This is a genomic window from Virgibacillus necropolis (assembly GCF_044793635.1).
GTDB classification, from domain to species: Bacteria; Bacillota; Bacilli; order Bacillales; family Amphibacillaceae; genus Virgibacillus_F; species Virgibacillus_F necropolis_A.
On the sequence record NZ_CP084992.1, the window covers coordinates 2,512,765 to 2,528,969 of the forward strand.

Here is a 16,205-nt window from a genome sequence, read left to right on the forward strand (position 1 = left end):
GGATATTAAAATGAAAAAATTAATTGTGTTAATTATGGTTAGTTTGTTTGCGATTGTTATGACCGCGTGCGGTACAGAAAAAGATGATAGTGCAAATGGGGATACAAAAGAAACAATCACTGTTACGCATGATTTAGGAAAAACAAAAGTATCAAAAAACCCCGAAAAGGTAGTTGTGTTTGACTATGGGACATTAGATACATTAGATAAATTAGGAATTGATGTAACAGGTGTACCACATGGTAGCATGCCTACATATTTATCAAAATATGAAGGTGAAGAATATGCAAATGTTGGTAGTTTAAAAGAGCCGGACTTTGAAAAACTTTCAGAAATAGATCCAGATTTAATTATTATTTCAGGGCGTCAATCATCCTTATATGAACAATTATCTGAACTTGCTCCAACTATTTATCTTGGTGTAGACACAACTAATTATATGGAATCCTTTAAAAGTAACTTAGATACAATTGGTACTATTTTTGATAAAAAAGATGAGATTGAAAAAGAATTAACAAAAATAGAGGAATCAATTTCAAAATTACAGGAAAAAGCGGCTTCATTGGATAAAAAGGCACTGATCACGTTAGTAAGCGGCGGTAAAATTAGTGCATACGGATCCAAATCACGATTTGGTATGATCCATGATGTATTTGGTGTGGAAGCTATCGATGATTCAATTGAAGCATCGACACATGGAATGAATGTATCATTTGAATATGTGGTTGAACAGAATCCAGACCTTTTGTATGTGATTGATCGTGGTGCGATTGTTGGTGATGAGTCATCTGCAAAACAAGTGGTTGAAAATAAACTTGTAAAGAAAACAAAAGCATACAAAAATGACCATATCGTATACTTAGACCCAAATTATTGGTACCTTTCTGGAGGCGGACTTGTTTCTGTTCAGGAAATGGTAAACGAAATTGCGGATAGTTTAAACAAATTTTAATTGTAAGAGGCTGGGACAAAACTCAGTAAATAAATAAAAGCGTGGTACTCACCGTGTAGGTGAAATACCGCGCTTTTATTATATAATCGTATATTTTCACTAAACAAAAAGAACCCCTTTTGATAGAATTAAAGTAACTACACAATAACTATCGGAGGGATTCTTATGTTTAAAAATTATAACATAAATCAAGTTGTTTTGCCGCTAGATTTAGAAATAAAGTTGGACAAAAATGATATTGCCTATGCGGTAAATGATGTTGTAACACAGATTCCGGATGAAGCATTCGCTACCTTTTCTCGTGAAACTGGATGTCCAGCCTATCACCCGCAAATGATGATGAAAGTTATCTTGTGTGCCTACACGCAGTCGGTTTTTTCTGGAAGAAAAATCGAAGGGTTACTCAAAGACAGTGTGCGTATGATGTGGTTAGCGCAAGGATATGAACCAAGTTATCGTACCATCAATCGTTTTCGTGTGCATCCAGAGGTTAAAGAAATACTCCGTCAGTGTTTCGTGCAATTCCGTTGTCAGTTGGTGAAAGAAAAACAGATTGATGAAGAAGCGATTTTTATTGATGGAACCAAGGTTGAGGCGAATGCTAATAAATTTACGTTTGTATGGCGTAAATCGATTGAAAGGTACAGTGTTAATTTGGTGGAAAAGTCCAACCAAATGTATGATGAATTATTGGAAAAAGAAATTATTCCAGGCATTGAACGCGAAAGTTCGGACGAACTTTCCACTGACGAACTCACAAAAGTCGTGAAACAGCTTGATGACGAGGTAATGACCTACGACAAAAAAATAGAAGCGAGCGAGGTCGGTAGCGAACGAAAACAAGTTCGATCGGAGCGCAAAGCACCCAAACAATACCGCAAACAATTTAAAGATTTTGTGGCGCGTAAACAAAAATACCAAAACGACATGGAAGTCTTTGGAGAACGCAACAGTTACTCGAAGACGGATCATGATGCCACTTTTATGCGAATGAAAGATGATTATATGAAGAACGGTCAACTAAAAGCAGGTTACAATGTGCAGGCTGCGACGGAAGGACAATATGTGCTCGCTTATGATGTATTCCCAAACCCGACAGATACACGCACCTTCATTCCATTTCTGGATAACATAGAGAACAATTTCTTTAAGTTGCCGAAGCATATTGTCGCTGACGCAGGGTACGGAAGTGAACAAAACTACGAAGATGTCATGGAGAATCGAAAACGCACCCCGCTGATTACCTATAACCAGTATCGAAAAGAGAAGAAAAAGAAACATAAAAATAACGTTTTCCATACAGCCAATTGGGAATATAACAAGGAAGACGATACGTTTACCTGTCCAAATGGAAAACAATTGATGTTCCGGCACGTGTCCAATCGAACAGACAAATACGGACTGACACGAACGTTTAAAGTCTATGAGTGTGAGGACTGTTCAGATTGTCCATTGCGTTCCCAATGCACCAAAGCGAAGGAAGGAAATAATCGAAAAATTTATTACAATGAAAAATGGGAACGCCAAAAAGCATATATTAGGCAGCTGCTTTCGGAAGAGGAAACTGGTGAAATCTACGGCAATCGTAAAATCGATGTGGAGCCAGTCTTCGGATTCCTGAAGGCTAATTTGTGCTTCACTCGTATGTCTGTGAGGGGTGAAGAGAAGGTAGAAAATGAATTAGGATTTGCATTCATGGCGGTAAACTTGAGGAAGTACACCGCCATGAAGATAAATCAACGAAAAGATAATGAAAATAATCCAACGAAAAATGGTTCCGATCATCAAAAACCGATGATCGGAACCATTTTTAAGTTAATTTTGGCTAGTTATGTCCCAGCCTCTTTTATAACGATCTATCTCACACGGCGACTTTCAATTATAGGTTCCAGTTCATAAAGGTTTATCATGTAAATCCCTCCGTCTTTTCTTTTCATAATTCTTAGTATAGAAGGGAACCACATTTATCGAAACGGCTAGTGGCATGAGTTTCACTCATTCCCAAGTCTGATTTCTTATCGGTCCATGGATAAAAGTCACTAATGTGGCAAAAGTAAGGGATATAACCAATGAAAATGACTTCAAAGTGTAAAAAACACTTGTGAATACGTATCATGAAAGGTTTTTAAGAGTTTTTTTGCAAAGTTAGTACTTGCATTGGCTATAAGGAATGTGTTTGAATGAAAGGACAAAGTTAAGAAATGAGGGAATTCATCGATGAAAAAGATGATCATGTTAGTTTTAGCATTGAGTTTAGCAACAGTTTTAGCTGCATGTGGTGATGATTCTGCAAGTGATAAAAACGCTGACAAAAACAATGATAAAAAATCAGAAGAAACAGCGCAACCTGCCAAAAAAGAGGTTGAAATTACAGATAAAGAAAAAGTGGACAATGATAAAGTTGTCACTAAGATAAATGGGCAAGAAATCAAGGGTAAAAAATATAATGCTTCATATGCTCAAACAAAGATGTTAATGAGTCAATATGGGCAAGATGTAAGTGATTTGAAAAATGTTAAAAAACAAGCATTAAATGTTATTGTTCAACAAGAACTTCTTAAACAAGATGCAAAGGAAAAAGGCATTGAAGTTTCAGAAAAGGAAGTCCAAAAGGAATTTGAAACCATTAAAAAGAATAAGGCTGATCAGCTGGCGGCGGTGTTGGAAAAACTACACCTAACTGAAGCTTCATATAAAAAGCAGTTAGCATTTGAGATTACACTTTCAAAGTATATGAAACAGGAAATTAAAGCTACAGAAGTTTCGGATAAAGAAGTACAAGCGTATTATGATAAGCTAAAAGAACAAAGTAAAGATATTCCTAAATTAGATGAAATGAAAAAACAAATCAAAGGTCAATTGGAACAACAAAAACAACAAAAGCAGCTACAGGCTAAAATAGAGAAACTAAAAAAGAACGCAGAAATTAAGCACATGATTTAACAATCAACTAACCCTCTCCGGAATTATTACTGGAGAGGGTTTTGTGTTATCTTTTAGCAGTTAAGAAAGCATAAATCCTTTCTTACTGCATAAGTGCAACTAAGGCTTGGCGATAAGCCAAGTTTTCTAAAAGTTCTTTCAAGTGAATAAAGGTAGGTTGGATGCTATAATAGAAAGTAATTACTTAAACTATTAACTATAGCTGGTGTGAAGAATGAGACAATTGATAAGAATGTTATTAATAATTGGGGGAACTATATCCTTAGTATTAGGGTTACTCGGCATCATTTTACCATTGTTACCGACAACCCCACTTTTGCTACTTGCCGCTGCTTGTTATGTAAGGAGTTCGGATAACTTTTACCAAAGGTTGATCACAAATAAATGGATCGGACCATATATTGAAAACTACCGTGCAGGAAAGGGAATACCTTTAAGGGCTAAAATAATCGGTGTTTTTTCATTGTGGATTTCAATGGGGTATACCATATTCTTTATAATTCCCCTAGTTTTTATTAAGATATTTTTATTTCTCATTGCCGGATTTTTCACCTTGGTGATTCTTAAACAAAAGACATTGCATACGTAGTGGTAGCCTTTTTGTACGCATTGTTGCTATTTCATCTTCATAGTTGATATATACTGCGACGTAACCAAAAATCATGTTCTGTGTCCTGCAACCGCTGCGGAAAAAGCACTACGCTTTCCGCAGGCTTGCTGAGCCCCCTCGATCGCAAAGAACGCTCACTGCGGGGTCTCAACACTTCGCTTTCCCGCAGGAGTCTCCGTGTTTTCCCTTCGCTAATATGGTTTCTGAAAGCAGTACCATATAGCTCCTTTCACTATTATGGCAGTTGATTGGAGCTGCGGACAAGTTGACTCCTGCGGGAACAGCACGAGTCTGAAGACCCCGCAGCGGTGGTAGAAGATGAGGGCCGACTAAAACCGTCCTTTGCGGACAACGTCGGCATACCCCTTGCCGGGCAAGGAGGCTGAAGCCGTGCCCTAAGGTGCGCAACTGTCCGCAGCGGAAATCAACCAGCAGTTACGTCGTAGTATATATCTATTCTCTCGAAAGCAACAATCTTTACGAAAACAGCTTATCACAAAGAGATTTGACTTAAAACCTCAGGCGGGCTAGGTGCTGGAGCTGGACGTGGCTGTTTATGCACATCAGTAATCCACACCTTCGAAATCTATAGTTTCCTGGTAGACGATAAAAAAGCGTAGTAAGGCCGAATTAATGCCTTACTACGCTTTTCGTATGAATGAAGGAGTTAAGCTTGCTGAGCAGCAAGGTCATGTCATCATCTGTTCCAATTGTAATTCGTAAATAATTATCAATTGGGGCTTTATTGAAATGTCTAACCAAAACATTTTGTTCTTTCAGCTTTGCATAAATATCGAACGCATCCATTTTATAATGCTGTACAAAAAGAAAATTTGTATCGGACGGTATCAATGAAAACCCTATTTTTTTTAAATCTTCCGCAACCCATTCCCGCGTATTTGTTACTTTTCTGGTTGTTTCATTAAAATAATTAACATCCATCATAGCAGCCTCAGCGCCGGCAATTGCCAGACGATCAAGCGTATAGGAATTAAAGGAGTTCTTGACTCGATTTAACGCTTCGATTAATTCCGGATGCCCTAGTGCAAATCCAACACGCAAACCTGCAAGAGAACGAGACTTTGACATGGTCTGTACAACGAGTAAGTTTTCGTATTTATTAACCAATCCTACAGCAGACTCTTTTGCGAAATCAATATATGCCTCATCTATAATGACAACACGATTAGGGTTATTTTCTATTATGTCGGTAATATGTTTCAAGTCCAGGTACAGACTTGTTGGTGCATTTGGATTTGGGAAAATGACACCGCCATCTGTTTGAAAAAATTTATCCATGGCTAATGAAAAGTCACGATTAAGTGGGATCTCCTCATACGGAATATCAAACAACTTCGCATAAACAGGATAAAAGCTATAGGAGATGCTTGGGAAGCGAATCGTCTTACCTGGCTCAAAAAAAGCCATAAAACTAAATGCAAGTACTTCATCCGATCCGTTTCCTACAAAAACTTGTTCCGAGTCCAGGTGATAATAATTAGCGATCTTTTTTCGCAATGAATCAACACTTGGTGAAGGGTAACGATGCAATTTGCGCTTTAATTCAGCTTGAATTGCTTCCGTTACCTCTGGAGAAGGAGGGTATGGGTTTTCATTGGTGTTTAATTTTAGCAGACCATCCATTTCGATTTGTTCACCAGGGACATAAGGTTCTGTACGCGACACAGCGGAGCTCCAAAATTTATTCACGTTGATTACCTTCCTTTTGAATATGGCGTCCATACAATTCTTTCTTAATATCATTAATGGACACACCTAGTATCTCCATTAATACAAGCGTGTGGTAGGTAAGGTCAGAAATTTCCCAGACGACCTCTTGCTTATCATTATTCTTTGCGCCTATGATAACTTCACTTGTTTCTTCGCCTACTTTTTTCAACACTTTATCGATACCTTCATTAAATAAATAGGTTGTATAGGACCCATCAATTGGATTTCTCCGTCTTTCATTAATTTTTTGGGTTAGTGTATGAATCACATTTCGTTCGTTTGGATTATTCGCATAAAGTGTGCGGTAAAAGCAGGAATCTTCACCTGTGTGACATGCTGGACCTTGTGGGTCTACCTGTATTAATAATGAGTCAGCGTCACAGTCAAACGTAATTTTTTGCACGGATTGTTTATTGCCTGAAGTCTCACCTTTATTCCACAATGTTTGTCTAGATCGACTATAAAACCATGTCTCATTCGCTTCCATTGTTTTTGTTAGGGATTCGTGATTCATATACCCGAGCATTAGCACATCGCCAGTGGTGGCATCTTGTATAATTGCAGGGATCAAGCCGTTCTCATCAAATTTAAGTTGATCTATTTGCATGTTTTCACGCTCCTTATCGCAATATTGTTACGAACTAGATAGTCTTTTAAGTCTGGAATTGATATCTCATTATAATGAAATACCGACGCAGCAAGTGCCGCATCTGCCTTACCTTCATTTAAAATAGTAGCAAAATGTTCCATCTTTCCTGCTCCACCACTCGCAACGATAGGCACATTAACCTGCTCAGCAATTTGTTTTGTCAATGAAACATGGTAGCCATCTTTTACACCATCGACATCCATTGCATTAATAACTAATTCACCTGCACCAAGCTTTTCGCCCTGAATAGCCCATTCAATTGCATTTATATTCGTGTTAACCCGGCCACCATTCAAAAATACCGAGCATTCGTTTTCAGTAGTTGTTTTGGTGTCGATAGAAAGAACAATGCATTGACTCCCAAACTTTAGTGCAGCCTCCGTCAGTAAAGATGGATTTTTGACAGCTGCACTGTTGATGGAGACTTTATCTGCACCAGCGCGAAGGACCCGATGGACATCGTCAACCGTGCGAATTCCACCACCAACAGTAAATGGAATCGTAATTTCAGCAGCGACCTTTTCCACAATATCCAGAAAAATATTCCGGTTATCACTTGAGGCTGTAATGTCATAAAAGACAAGTTCATCTGCACCTTTATCACTGTATTGTTTCGCGAGTTTTACTGGATCGTCCACGTCCTGTATGTCCTGAAACTTTTTTCCTTTTACGACCCGACCATTGTTTACGTCTAAGCATGGGATAATTCGTTTAGCGAGCATTTTTTTCACCTTTTAGGAGTTTGCTTAATGTGAGAGAACCATTATATAAGGCTTTGCCGAGAATTCCCCCATACATATCCATTGTGTCAAGTAGGTGAATATCATCCATGCTTGATATACCTCCTGATGCGATAATGTTCTGGTTCGTTAGCTTATTTATTACTTCCAGCTCGTGGAAATTGGGTCCTGCTAGCATTCCATCTTTTAAAATATCTGTATAAATAATGGTTTTCACACCAAGTAGATCTAATTCTTTTACCAGATCAACTGCTTTGATATCACTGGTTTGAATCCATCCGTTTGTTGCAACCATGCCATCACGTGCATCGATAGAGACAGCAATTTTATCTCCATAGGTCGATAGTGCAGCGCGTAAAAAGGATTTATCATTAATTGCGGCTGTACCAATTATCATTCGGGATACACCGATTGAATGGTAATCCTCTAGGCTCTGTAACGAACGTATACCGCCACCTATCTGGACAGGGATTTGAATGGATTTAACAATTGCCTCTATCGTTGTTAAATTGGTCATTTCACCAGTTTTTGCTCCATCTAAATCAACGATGTGAATGTAAGTTGCACCCTCGCTTTCCCATTGTTTTGCAATGTCTACCGGAGAGTCACTATAAATTTGTTCTTGGTCATAGTCACCTTGGGTAAGGCGCACGCACTTGCCATTTCGAATATCAATTGCTGGAAAAAGTATCATGAAATCATCTCCCCGAAATTCTTTAAAAGCTGCAGACCTGTTTGGCCACTTTTTTCTGGATGAAACTGCATACCAACTACATTATCTTTTTGTACTATCGCTGGTACTAGGTCACCGTAAACACAACTGCTTACAAGTGACTCTTTCATCCATTCAGATGCAAAATAGGAATGGACGAAATAAACATATGCGTCATTTTCGATATTTTTAAGAATTGGACTTTCCTGATGATGTGTCAATGTGTTCCAACCCATATGTGGCACCTTAACAGTCGGTGCAATTTGTTCAATTTTTCCGTCTAGTAACTCGAGTCCGTTCCATTCTCCATCCTCAAAGCTCAGGTCGTATAACAGTTGCATGCCTAAACAAATGCCGAGGAAGGGTTTACCTGATGATGCTTCTCGTGTGAGCACGTCAATTAAATCTTGTGCATTGAGCGCCTTCATTGCATCATTAAATGCACCTACACCAGGTAAAATAATTGCATCACTTGCTTTAATAATCTTTTCATCAGATGTAATACATGTTTTTAAACCCAATTTATCAAAAGCAAACTGCAAGCTCTTTAAATTTCCAGCGCCATAATCTACAATTGCAATCATTACGATGTCTCCTTTTTATAAGTACGTGTTCATAAAGTTGGCAAATTAGAAACAAGAAGTTCAAGGCGGTGTAGTCCTGAGGACCGGAATGTAGGGTATTCCTACATGAGGACCGGAAAGACAAACCAACGAAGAAATTCGACGTTTATCATTGGATGACTTTTTGAACACCCTTTATAGGCTGCCTTTTGTTGACGGAACACCCTTGATCCTAGGATTTTCCCGCGTTGCTTCATCAAGTGTCCTACCAAATCCTTTAAAAATTGCTTCGATTATATGATGGCTATTTTTTCCATAGTCTAATTCGATATGAAGTGTGAGGTTAGCGTGGCGAACAAACGCCAGGAAAAATTCCTCGACAAGCTCTGTATCGAAGTCACCAACTTTATCCTTCATTCCATCTACTTTAAAAACCAGAAAAGATCGCCCGCTGATATCGATGGAGATGGTGGACCGTGCTTCGTCCATTGGTGTTGTAGTCGTTGCATAGCGGTTAATGCCAATTTTCGAACCTAAAGCTTGATCAAAAGCCTGACCTAATACAATCCCAATATCTTCAACTGAGTGATGTTGGTCAATTTCAAGGTCGCCTTCACATGTAAGGCTAAGGTCGAACAATCCGTGTCTGGTCATGAGTGTTAACATGTGGTCTAAAAATCCAACACCTGTATGTATGGTGGAATTCCCATTCCCGTCAACCTGGAAATTAGCTTTTATGAATGTTTCATTTGTCTTTCGCTCAATCGTGCCTGTTCGCATGTTCCCCATCCTTTCTTGTTAAAATATTTGGCTCTTTTCATACGCATTGTTGCTGTTCATCTTCATAGTTGATGACTGCGACGTAACTGCTGGTTGATTTCCGCTGCTGACCGTTGATTTCCGCGGGCACGGCTTCAGCCTCCTCGCGGAAGACCACCGCTGCGGGGTCTTCAGACTCGTGCTGTTCCCGCAGGAGTCAACTGTCCGCAGCGAAAATCAACTGCCATAATAGTGAAAGGAGCTATTTAGTGCTGCTCCCAGACACCATGTAGCGGAGGAAATACACGAAGACTCCTGCGGAAACAGCGAAGACGATGAGACCCCGCAGTGAGCGATTTTTGCTCGCGAGGAGGCTCAGCGCGAGCCCGCGGAAAGCGAAGTGTATTTCCGGAGCGGTCGCAGGGAACTGAACATGATTTTTGGTTACGTCGCAATATATATCTATTCTCTTATAAATCAACTGTCTTTGGGAATACAGACAGGTATTTAAATCATAAGAGCTTAACCTTTTCTAACTCGTATTGCGTTCGCGTGTGCGGTTAATCCTTCAGCCTCAGCCAATGTAACGATGGAGTCGGCCGCGGCAGAGAGTGCACTTTGCGTATACTGAATGACACTCGACTTTTTAACAAAATCGTAAACGCCAAGCGGAGAAGCAAATGCGGCTGTACCATTTGTGGGTAGCGTATGGTTAGGTCCAGCGAAATAATCTCCTAATGCCTCTGGTGAATAATTCCCCAAAAATATTGCTCCCGCATTTTTAATCTCAGATAAAGCGTTATAGGGATCACTGATCATGAGCTGCAAATGTTCAGGTGCAATTTCATTTACAACCTCAAAGGCTTCATCAAGCGTTGGGCAAACAATCATGCGTCCGTTACGTTCTAGTGACACTTGGATAATATCTTTTCGATCAAGATCAGCCGTCTGCAATGTTACTTCTGTCTGGATAGCCTCTGCTAGCTCTTCAGAAGTAGCGATGCATATTGCGCTAGCTTCTTCGTCATGTTCTGCTTGAGAGAGTAAGTCTGCAGCAACAAAACGAGGGTTTGCAGATGCGTCAGCAACAATACAGATCTCACTTGGACCAGCAATCATATCAATCGATACATCGCCATAAACCACTTTTTTTGCCTGGGCTACATAGGTATTACCTGGACCCACGATTTTGTTTACCTTTTCAATCGTTTCTGTTCCATAGGCTAGGGCAGCGATAGCCTGAGCGCCACCAATCTTATAAATTCGATCAACACCAACTACCTGTGCTGCTACAAGGACATATGGATTTATTGTTCCATTTGCTTGTGGCGGTGTGACAATGCTAATGGACGGAACGCCTGCGAGTTTAGCAGGAATTACATTCATGAGAACTGTAGAAGGATATGCAGCTTTTCCACCAGGTACGTAGACACCTACACGCTCAAGAGGGGTAACCTTTTGTCCTACATACACATCACTTTGTTCGCCAATGAACCAGGAGTTTTGTTCTTGTGCCTTATGAAAGGTGGTGATATTTTTCTGTGCTTCTTTAAGTGCCTGGATAAAGGATTCACCAACTAATTCACGTGCATCTTTCATTTCCTGTTGACTGACTTGTAGGTCGGTGAGCGAAACACCATCAAATTGCTTTGTATAATCGAACAGAGCTTTGTCACCTTGCTCACTCACTGCAGTAATAATTTGTTCGACACGCATGCGCACTGATTGCTTATGCTTGATCCCAGTTGAACTGCTCTTCTTTGATAAAAACTCCGATTTCGTTACGACTTTCATTTTTTATCACCCCAATACATTTCGTAGTCGATTTAATATGTCATGAATACGGGTTGACTTTGTCGCAAAGCTTGCTTTATTGACAATGAGTCGTGTGCTAATTTGATCAATTGTTTCAAATACGCTTAATCCGTTTTCTTTTAGTGTGGTTCCAGTTTCCATAATGTCTACAATTACATCAGCCATTCCAATTAAAGGTGCTAATTCTACAGAGCCATTTAGTTTAATCGTTTGGATCTGTTTTCCTTTCTTTTGGAAAAATGAAGACGCTATTCTCGGATACTTAGAAGCAACAGTTAGCTTTTGTTTTTCGGTATAAGTCTGTTTATCTACTCCTGCAACTACAAATTGACATGCACCCAATTTTAAATCCATCATGTCATATAGATTTGAATTTGATTCCTGGATATTATCTTTTCCGGCAATACCAAGGTCAGCAGCACCGGTGTCCACATAAGTAGGAACATCTATTGCTTTCACGTAAACCATTTTTATTCCCATGGTATGATCATAGAAAATTAACTTCCTAGATTTAGGGTGAAAATCTTCAAACTGGATACCCGCTTGAGATAACAAATCAATTGCCTGTATTGCTGTTCGCCCCTTCCCAAGGGCTAGAGTTAGGTAATCCAATTATATTTCCTCCTTGTTGCGTAAAAGCAGTTCCAATAGATTATGAGAATTAGAAAATGATGTGGTCCCTCGAATACCCTCAACTACTTGTTCCGAATTTTTGTATCGAATGATAATTGTTCCTTCTAATAAAAAGGCATCCTCAGATTGTGACGTAACAATGACACGTAATCCATTCTCCCTTAGCATTTCAGCAGTTTGAATTGCTTCCTTTTGTCGCTTGCCATCATATGTCAGCACTGCATCTATATGTGGTATGTCAGGTTTGAAAAGGTTATTTTGAGTAAGTGCTTCAAGTAATGCATCACTATCACATGCAAAGCCGATTGCTGGGAGTGCGCGTCCCATCTGTGATGCTAGTTGATCGTATCTTCCACCCATCAATACTGGTTTTCCTACGTTTTCTACATACCCCTGAAAAATAATGCCTGAGTAATAATCCATATGATTGATCAGACCTAAATCAAGTGATACGTATTTATCCACTTTGTATAGCTCTAACATGTGGTGTAATGCTTCTAGTTTTCGTATTTCTTCTAACATGGAACCACTTAATGAAAGAGCTTTAGCACTTTCAATTACTTCATTAAATTCGCCATATAAATATGGGATTTGTATAAGTAGCTGACATAAGGCTTCGGGTAACTCTCGTTCAGCTAAAAAAAGTTCCAACTCCGATATATTTTTTGCCCGAATGAGCGATTGCAGCTCCTTTCTTTCAGTTTCAGTAAGTGAAACCTGTTCTAATAATGGTCGAAAGAAGCTTGCTAAGCCAACTTGGATTCGAATCGAATCAAATCCTAAACTACGTAAAATCTGGGCTGCTAAAGTAATGACTTCCGAATCTGTTTCAGTGGAGCTTGGTGCAAAATTTTCCACACCAGCCTGTGTCCATTCTTTTTTCCCTTGTTGCTCATCAGACATCCGAAAAACATTTTCTATATAGAAAAGGCGTTGGTTTGAGAGCGGTATAGGAGAAGCTGCGGACACTTGCATCTTCGTGATTGGTATTGTGACATCCGGACGCATAACAAGTACTTTTCCAGAAGGATCAATTATCTTTATCATGCTGTCAGGCTCAACAGTCCCTGTAATCGATTGATACAAATCATAGGATTCAAATGTCGGTGTTTTTATTTCGCTGTAACCAAAAGTTGAAAAATTATTTTTTATGATACGAAACAGGGATGCTTTTTTAGAGAACTCACCTGTACTCAAACCATCTGAACGGTCAATACTAGTTTGGTTCAAGATAATCACCCTTTTCACTTTATTGCTTTATCGCTTTATCTAATTAAAGTTATTTGATAGTATAGTAGGTAATAAAGAAAAAGTCAACACAAGGAGTGAGTTTATGTTTGATTACCATGTTCACAGTAATTATTCCGCTGATTGTGATACACCTATGGAAAGAAGTATTGATCGTGCTATTAAGTTAGGCCTTAAAGAAATTTGTTTCACAGAGCATATCGATTATGAATATCCAGATCCAACGATTGATTTTGACTTAAATCTATCAAGCTATGATACAAAAATAAAACAACTACAGGATAGGTATTACGATTTTATTAAGATTAAAAAAGGCGTTGAAATAGGGGTTCAGCCGCATTTGCTAGATCGCTATGAACAATTGATGGGAAAAGAATCCTTTGATTTCGTCATCTGTTCCATGCATACAGCAAATAAAAAAGATCTGCATTCAGGTGAATTCTTCAAAGATATGACAACAGTGGAGGCCTATGAAACATATTACAATGAGTTACTTTATTGTGTAAAAAATTATCAAAAGTACTCTATACTTGGACATATGGATCTGGTAAAACGATACAAAGCAGAACCAACAGGTAATGATTTTTTTGACATTATATCTGCAATATTTAAACAAATAATTTATGATGGGAAAGGGATAGAACTAAATACATCAGGTATTCGATATGGTTTAAATAATGGGATGCCAAGTATCGATATTTTGAAATTATATGTTGACTTGGGTGGAGAAATAATTACGTTAGGGTCAGATTCACACGCTGAACAAACCATTTCGTTTCAGTTCAAGGAATCACTTGAATTATTAGAACAAATAGGTTTTCGTTATATTGCATCTTATGAAAACCAAGTTCCCACATTTCATGCTATAAAGAATATAAAAGCTTAAAATTTCCCCTCTAATGCTAAGGCATTTAAGTATTTTAAATGATATAATATATACTGATTGGTTTATTCTAAACTTAAAATGCTAAACATAAACATAGTAGGTAGGGGAGTAAGATTGTTGAAAAAGAAATACATTATACGAATGACAGCTTTCATAATCTTCATTGTTAGTATGGCTGTAATTACCTATATGCCTAATGAAGCTGAATCACAGGAACATCCTTCGCCTGCGACTGTTTTTGTTCATGGATATAAAGGGACATTTAACTCATTTGGCAACATGTTGTACCGTTTTGAAGAAAAGTATAACTGGGGAAATAAAGCGCTTATTTACCGGGTATCGAGTGAAGGAGATATAAGAGTTTTCAACTTGAATAAAGGAAAGACGGAGCCAGTTCTTATTCAGGTAATATTTGAAAATAACCGTGCAAGCTTTGAAGATAGTGCTAAATGGCTGTCATTTGTTCTGCATCATATGAAAAAACAGTATAACATCGATAAAGTAAACATCGTTGGCCATTCCATGGGTGGCTTAATTTCAGTCAAATATATTGAGGAATACCAGGACGACAGTCTGTATCCTGCAACTGAAAAACTCATAACTATTGGTAGTCCTTTTGATGGTATATACAGTCAAACCTATTTCCAAATTAATCGCGATGCAGCTGCAACCGACCTGAAACCAGATTCAGCAGCATTACAATTGCTACGCTCGACTAAACAAACAATCCCAGGTGATCTAAAGGTATTAAACATTGGCAGCACTGGCGATACAGTAGCAATGCCAAAAAGCGTGAATGCATTACGAATGATTATAGCACCGGATCAATTGGAAACAATTATGATCGAAAACAATGAATTGGGACACAGTGAATTACATGAAAATCAACGAGTAGATCACTTGATAAAGTCATTTCTTTGGCACGATCATTAAAAACGTCGAATAGTATAGTCGTACGAAATTATTATAAAAAAATCTAAGACTTTTCGCCTTGTGGCAGAATAGGTCAATATTTCTAAAAGGAATGATTTGAGTGGAAAATTATCATCATACGTATGAAAAATTAATTGAAATTACATCTGAGAAAAATGTGATGGTGAATGAACACTTGAACAAACATACATATACACGATTAGGTGGGAAGGCAGATTATTTTGTAACTCCTGAAACTTATGAACAAGTACAGGATATAGTTAAGTTTGCCAACACGGAAAAATTACCATTCACATTACTCGGCAATGGTTCTAATTTAATTGTTAAAGATGGTGGGATCCGTGGAATCGTATTAAATCTGAAGCAATTAACATCTATTCAAACTGACAATACAACAATAGTAGCACAAAGTGGTGCAAGAATTATTGATACATCACGCGCGGCACTAGCTCAAAGCCTAACAGGGCTTGAGTTCGCATGTGGGATTCCAGGTTCTGTTGGTGGAGCGCTTTTCATGAATGCGGGTGCGTATGGCGGTGAAATCAAGGATGTATTAGAAAGTACCTTGGTGGTGGACCGAGAAGGCAATTTGCTTGAGCTTTCAGCAGAGGATTTAGACTTGGATTACCGTACCAGTAACATTCCTGATAATGGATATATTGTGTTAGAAGCAACATTTTCCATGAAAAGAGGGGACTATGACGAAATTAAATCAATTATGGATGATCTAACGTTTAAAAGAGAATCCAAGCAACCTCTGGAGTATCCATCTTGTGGTAGCGTGTTTAAACGGCCACCAGGCTACTTTGCTGGGAAATTGATTCAGGACAGTGGTCTCCAAGGGAAGCAAATAGGAGGAGCGCAAGTATCTAAGAAGCATGCTGGGTTTATCGTGAATATAGACAAATCTTCTGCAGAGGAATATATAGGCCTTATTCATTTTGTTCAAGACACTGTGAAAGAAAAGTTCGGGGTAAGTCTGGAACGTGAAGTTAAGATAATTGGAGAAGACCTGAAATAGAGAAGTTGTG

General features: G+C 38.6%; 16 protein-coding genes. 7 read left to right on the forward strand and 9 right to left on the reverse strand.

The window, feature by feature from the left end:
* The first annotated feature begins 10 nt into the window (after positions 1-10).
* From LG329_RS12190 to LG329_RS12205, 4 genes are all read left to right on the forward strand, one after another.
* A complete protein-coding gene (locus LG329_RS12190; RefSeq protein WP_404451096.1) occupies positions 11-952 on the forward strand; it encodes a siderophore ABC transporter substrate-binding protein in 942 nt (313 codons plus the stop codon).
* A 165-nt stretch (positions 953-1,117) separates the two neighbouring features.
* On the forward strand, positions 1,118-2,851 hold the full coding sequence (locus LG329_RS12195; protein ID WP_404451097.1) for an IS1182 family transposase: 1,734 nt from the start codon (positions 1,118-1,120) through the stop codon (positions 2,849-2,851).
* Positions 2,852-3,169: 318 nt separating this feature from the next.
* Positions 3,170-3,895, forward strand: coding sequence for a SurA N-terminal domain-containing protein (locus tag LG329_RS12200; RefSeq protein ID WP_404451098.1), 726 nt, complete (start codon positions 3,170-3,172; stop codon positions 3,893-3,895).
* 214 nt (positions 3,896-4,109) lie between these two features.
* Complete coding sequence (locus LG329_RS12205) at positions 4,110-4,484, forward strand: DUF454 family protein (protein ID WP_404451099.1); 375 nt, start codon at positions 4,110-4,112, stop codon at positions 4,482-4,484.
* Between the two features lie 651 nt (positions 4,485-5,135).
* Here LG329_RS12205 and hisC read toward each other — a convergent pair.
* From hisC to hisZ, 9 genes are all read right to left on the reverse strand, one after another.
* Positions 5,136-6,215 carry a histidinol-phosphate transaminase gene (hisC, locus tag LG329_RS12210; protein WP_404451100.1) on the reverse strand — a complete coding sequence of 360 codons (1,080 nt, stop codon included), beginning with the start codon at positions 6,213-6,215 and terminating at the stop codon, positions 5,136-5,138.
* Complete coding sequence (hisIE, locus tag LG329_RS12215; protein WP_404451101.1) at positions 6,208-6,843, reverse strand: bifunctional phosphoribosyl-AMP cyclohydrolase/phosphoribosyl-ATP diphosphatase HisIE; 636 nt, start codon at positions 6,841-6,843, stop codon at positions 6,208-6,210. The genes hisC and hisIE overlap by 8 nt, the downstream gene beginning before the upstream one ends.
* Entirely contained in the window at positions 6,834-7,607 is a 774-nt protein-coding gene (gene hisF, locus LG329_RS12220) for an imidazole glycerol phosphate synthase subunit HisF (RefSeq protein WP_404451102.1), read from the reverse strand. Before hisF ends, hisIE begins: the two co-directional genes overlap by 10 nt.
* The gene (gene hisA, locus LG329_RS12225; RefSeq protein WP_404451103.1) at positions 7,597-8,319 is read right to left on the reverse strand and encodes a 1-(5-phosphoribosyl)-5-[(5-phosphoribosylamino)methylideneamino]imidazole-4-carboxamide isomerase; all 723 of its coding nucleotides are present in this window, start codon (positions 8,317-8,319) and stop codon (positions 7,597-7,599) included. Before hisA ends, hisF begins: the two co-directional genes overlap by 11 nt.
* Complete coding sequence (hisH, locus tag LG329_RS12230) at positions 8,316-8,921, reverse strand: imidazole glycerol phosphate synthase subunit HisH (RefSeq protein WP_404451104.1); 606 nt, start codon at positions 8,919-8,921, stop codon at positions 8,316-8,318. Before hisH ends, hisA begins: the two co-directional genes overlap by 4 nt.
* Positions 8,922-9,095: 174 nt before the next feature.
* Complete coding sequence (gene hisB / locus LG329_RS12235; protein ID WP_404451106.1) at positions 9,096-9,680, reverse strand: imidazoleglycerol-phosphate dehydratase HisB; 585 nt, start codon at positions 9,678-9,680, stop codon at positions 9,096-9,098.
* Between the two features lie 501 nt (positions 9,681-10,181).
* Complete coding sequence (hisD, locus tag LG329_RS12240) at positions 10,182-11,453, reverse strand: histidinol dehydrogenase (protein ID WP_404451107.1); 1,272 nt, start codon at positions 11,451-11,453, stop codon at positions 10,182-10,184.
* Between the two features lie 6 nt (positions 11,454-11,459).
* Positions 11,460-12,086, reverse strand: coding sequence for an ATP phosphoribosyltransferase (gene hisG, locus LG329_RS12245; protein WP_404451108.1), 627 nt, complete (start codon positions 12,084-12,086; stop codon positions 11,460-11,462).
* On the reverse strand, positions 12,087-13,337 hold the full coding sequence (gene hisZ, locus LG329_RS12250; protein WP_404451109.1) for an ATP phosphoribosyltransferase regulatory subunit: 1,251 nt from the start codon (positions 13,335-13,337) through the stop codon (positions 12,087-12,089).
* Positions 13,338-13,440: 103 nt separating this feature from the next.
* Here hisZ and LG329_RS12255 point away from each other — a divergent pair, with 103 nt between their 5' ends.
* The 3 genes from LG329_RS12255 (at position 13,441) to murB (ending at position 16,195) form a co-directional block, all read left to right on the forward strand.
* Positions 13,441-14,241, forward strand: a complete 801-nt coding sequence (locus tag LG329_RS12255; RefSeq protein WP_404451110.1) for a histidinol-phosphatase HisJ family protein — start codon at positions 13,441-13,443, stop codon at positions 14,239-14,241.
* A 117-nt stretch (positions 14,242-14,358) separates the two neighbouring features.
* Complete coding sequence (locus LG329_RS12260; RefSeq protein WP_404451111.1) at positions 14,359-15,174, forward strand: alpha/beta fold hydrolase; 816 nt, start codon at positions 14,359-14,361, stop codon at positions 15,172-15,174.
* A gap of 100 nt (positions 15,175-15,274) precedes the next feature.
* Positions 15,275-16,195 (forward strand): UDP-N-acetylmuramate dehydrogenase, encoded by a 921-nt coding sequence (gene murB / locus LG329_RS12265; protein ID WP_404451112.1) that lies wholly within the window; start codon positions 15,275-15,277, stop codon positions 16,193-16,195.
* Positions 16,196-16,205 lie beyond the last annotated feature (10 nt).

Excerpts from the sequence above, each read along its gene's own strand:
- LG329_RS12190 (WP_404451096.1), top strand. The coding sequence starts at position 11 with ATGAAAAAATTAATTGTGTTAATTATGGTTAGTTTGTTTGCGATTGTT.
- LG329_RS12195 (WP_404451097.1), top strand. The coding sequence starts at position 1,118 with ATGTTTAAAAATTATAACATAAATCAAGTTGTTTTGCCGCTAGATTTA.
- LG329_RS12200 (WP_404451098.1), top strand. The coding sequence starts at position 3,170 with ATGAAAAAGATGATCATGTTAGTTTTAGCATTGAGTTTAGCAACAGTT.
- LG329_RS12205 (WP_404451099.1), top strand. The coding sequence starts at position 4,110 with ATGAGACAATTGATAAGAATGTTATTAATAATTGGGGGAACTATATCC.
- hisIE (WP_404451101.1), bottom strand. The coding sequence starts at position 6,843 with ATGCAAATAGATCAACTTAAATTTGATGAGAACGGCTTGATCCCTGCA.
- hisF (WP_404451102.1), bottom strand. The coding sequence starts at position 7,607 with ATGCTCGCTAAACGAATTATCCCATGCTTAGACGTAAACAATGGTCGG.
- hisA (WP_404451103.1), bottom strand. The coding sequence starts at position 8,319 with ATGATACTTTTTCCAGCAATTGATATTCGAAATGGCAAGTGCGTGCGC.
- hisH (WP_404451104.1), bottom strand. The coding sequence starts at position 8,921 with ATGATTGCAATTGTAGATTATGGCGCTGGAAATTTAAAGAGCTTGCAG.
- hisB (WP_404451106.1), bottom strand. The coding sequence starts at position 9,680 with ATGCGAACAGGCACGATTGAGCGAAAGACAAATGAAACATTCATAAAA.
- hisD (WP_404451107.1), bottom strand. The coding sequence starts at position 11,453 with ATGAAAGTCGTAACGAAATCGGAGTTTTTATCAAAGAAGAGCAGTTCA.
- LG329_RS12255 (WP_404451110.1), top strand. The coding sequence starts at position 13,441 with ATGTTTGATTACCATGTTCACAGTAATTATTCCGCTGATTGTGATACA.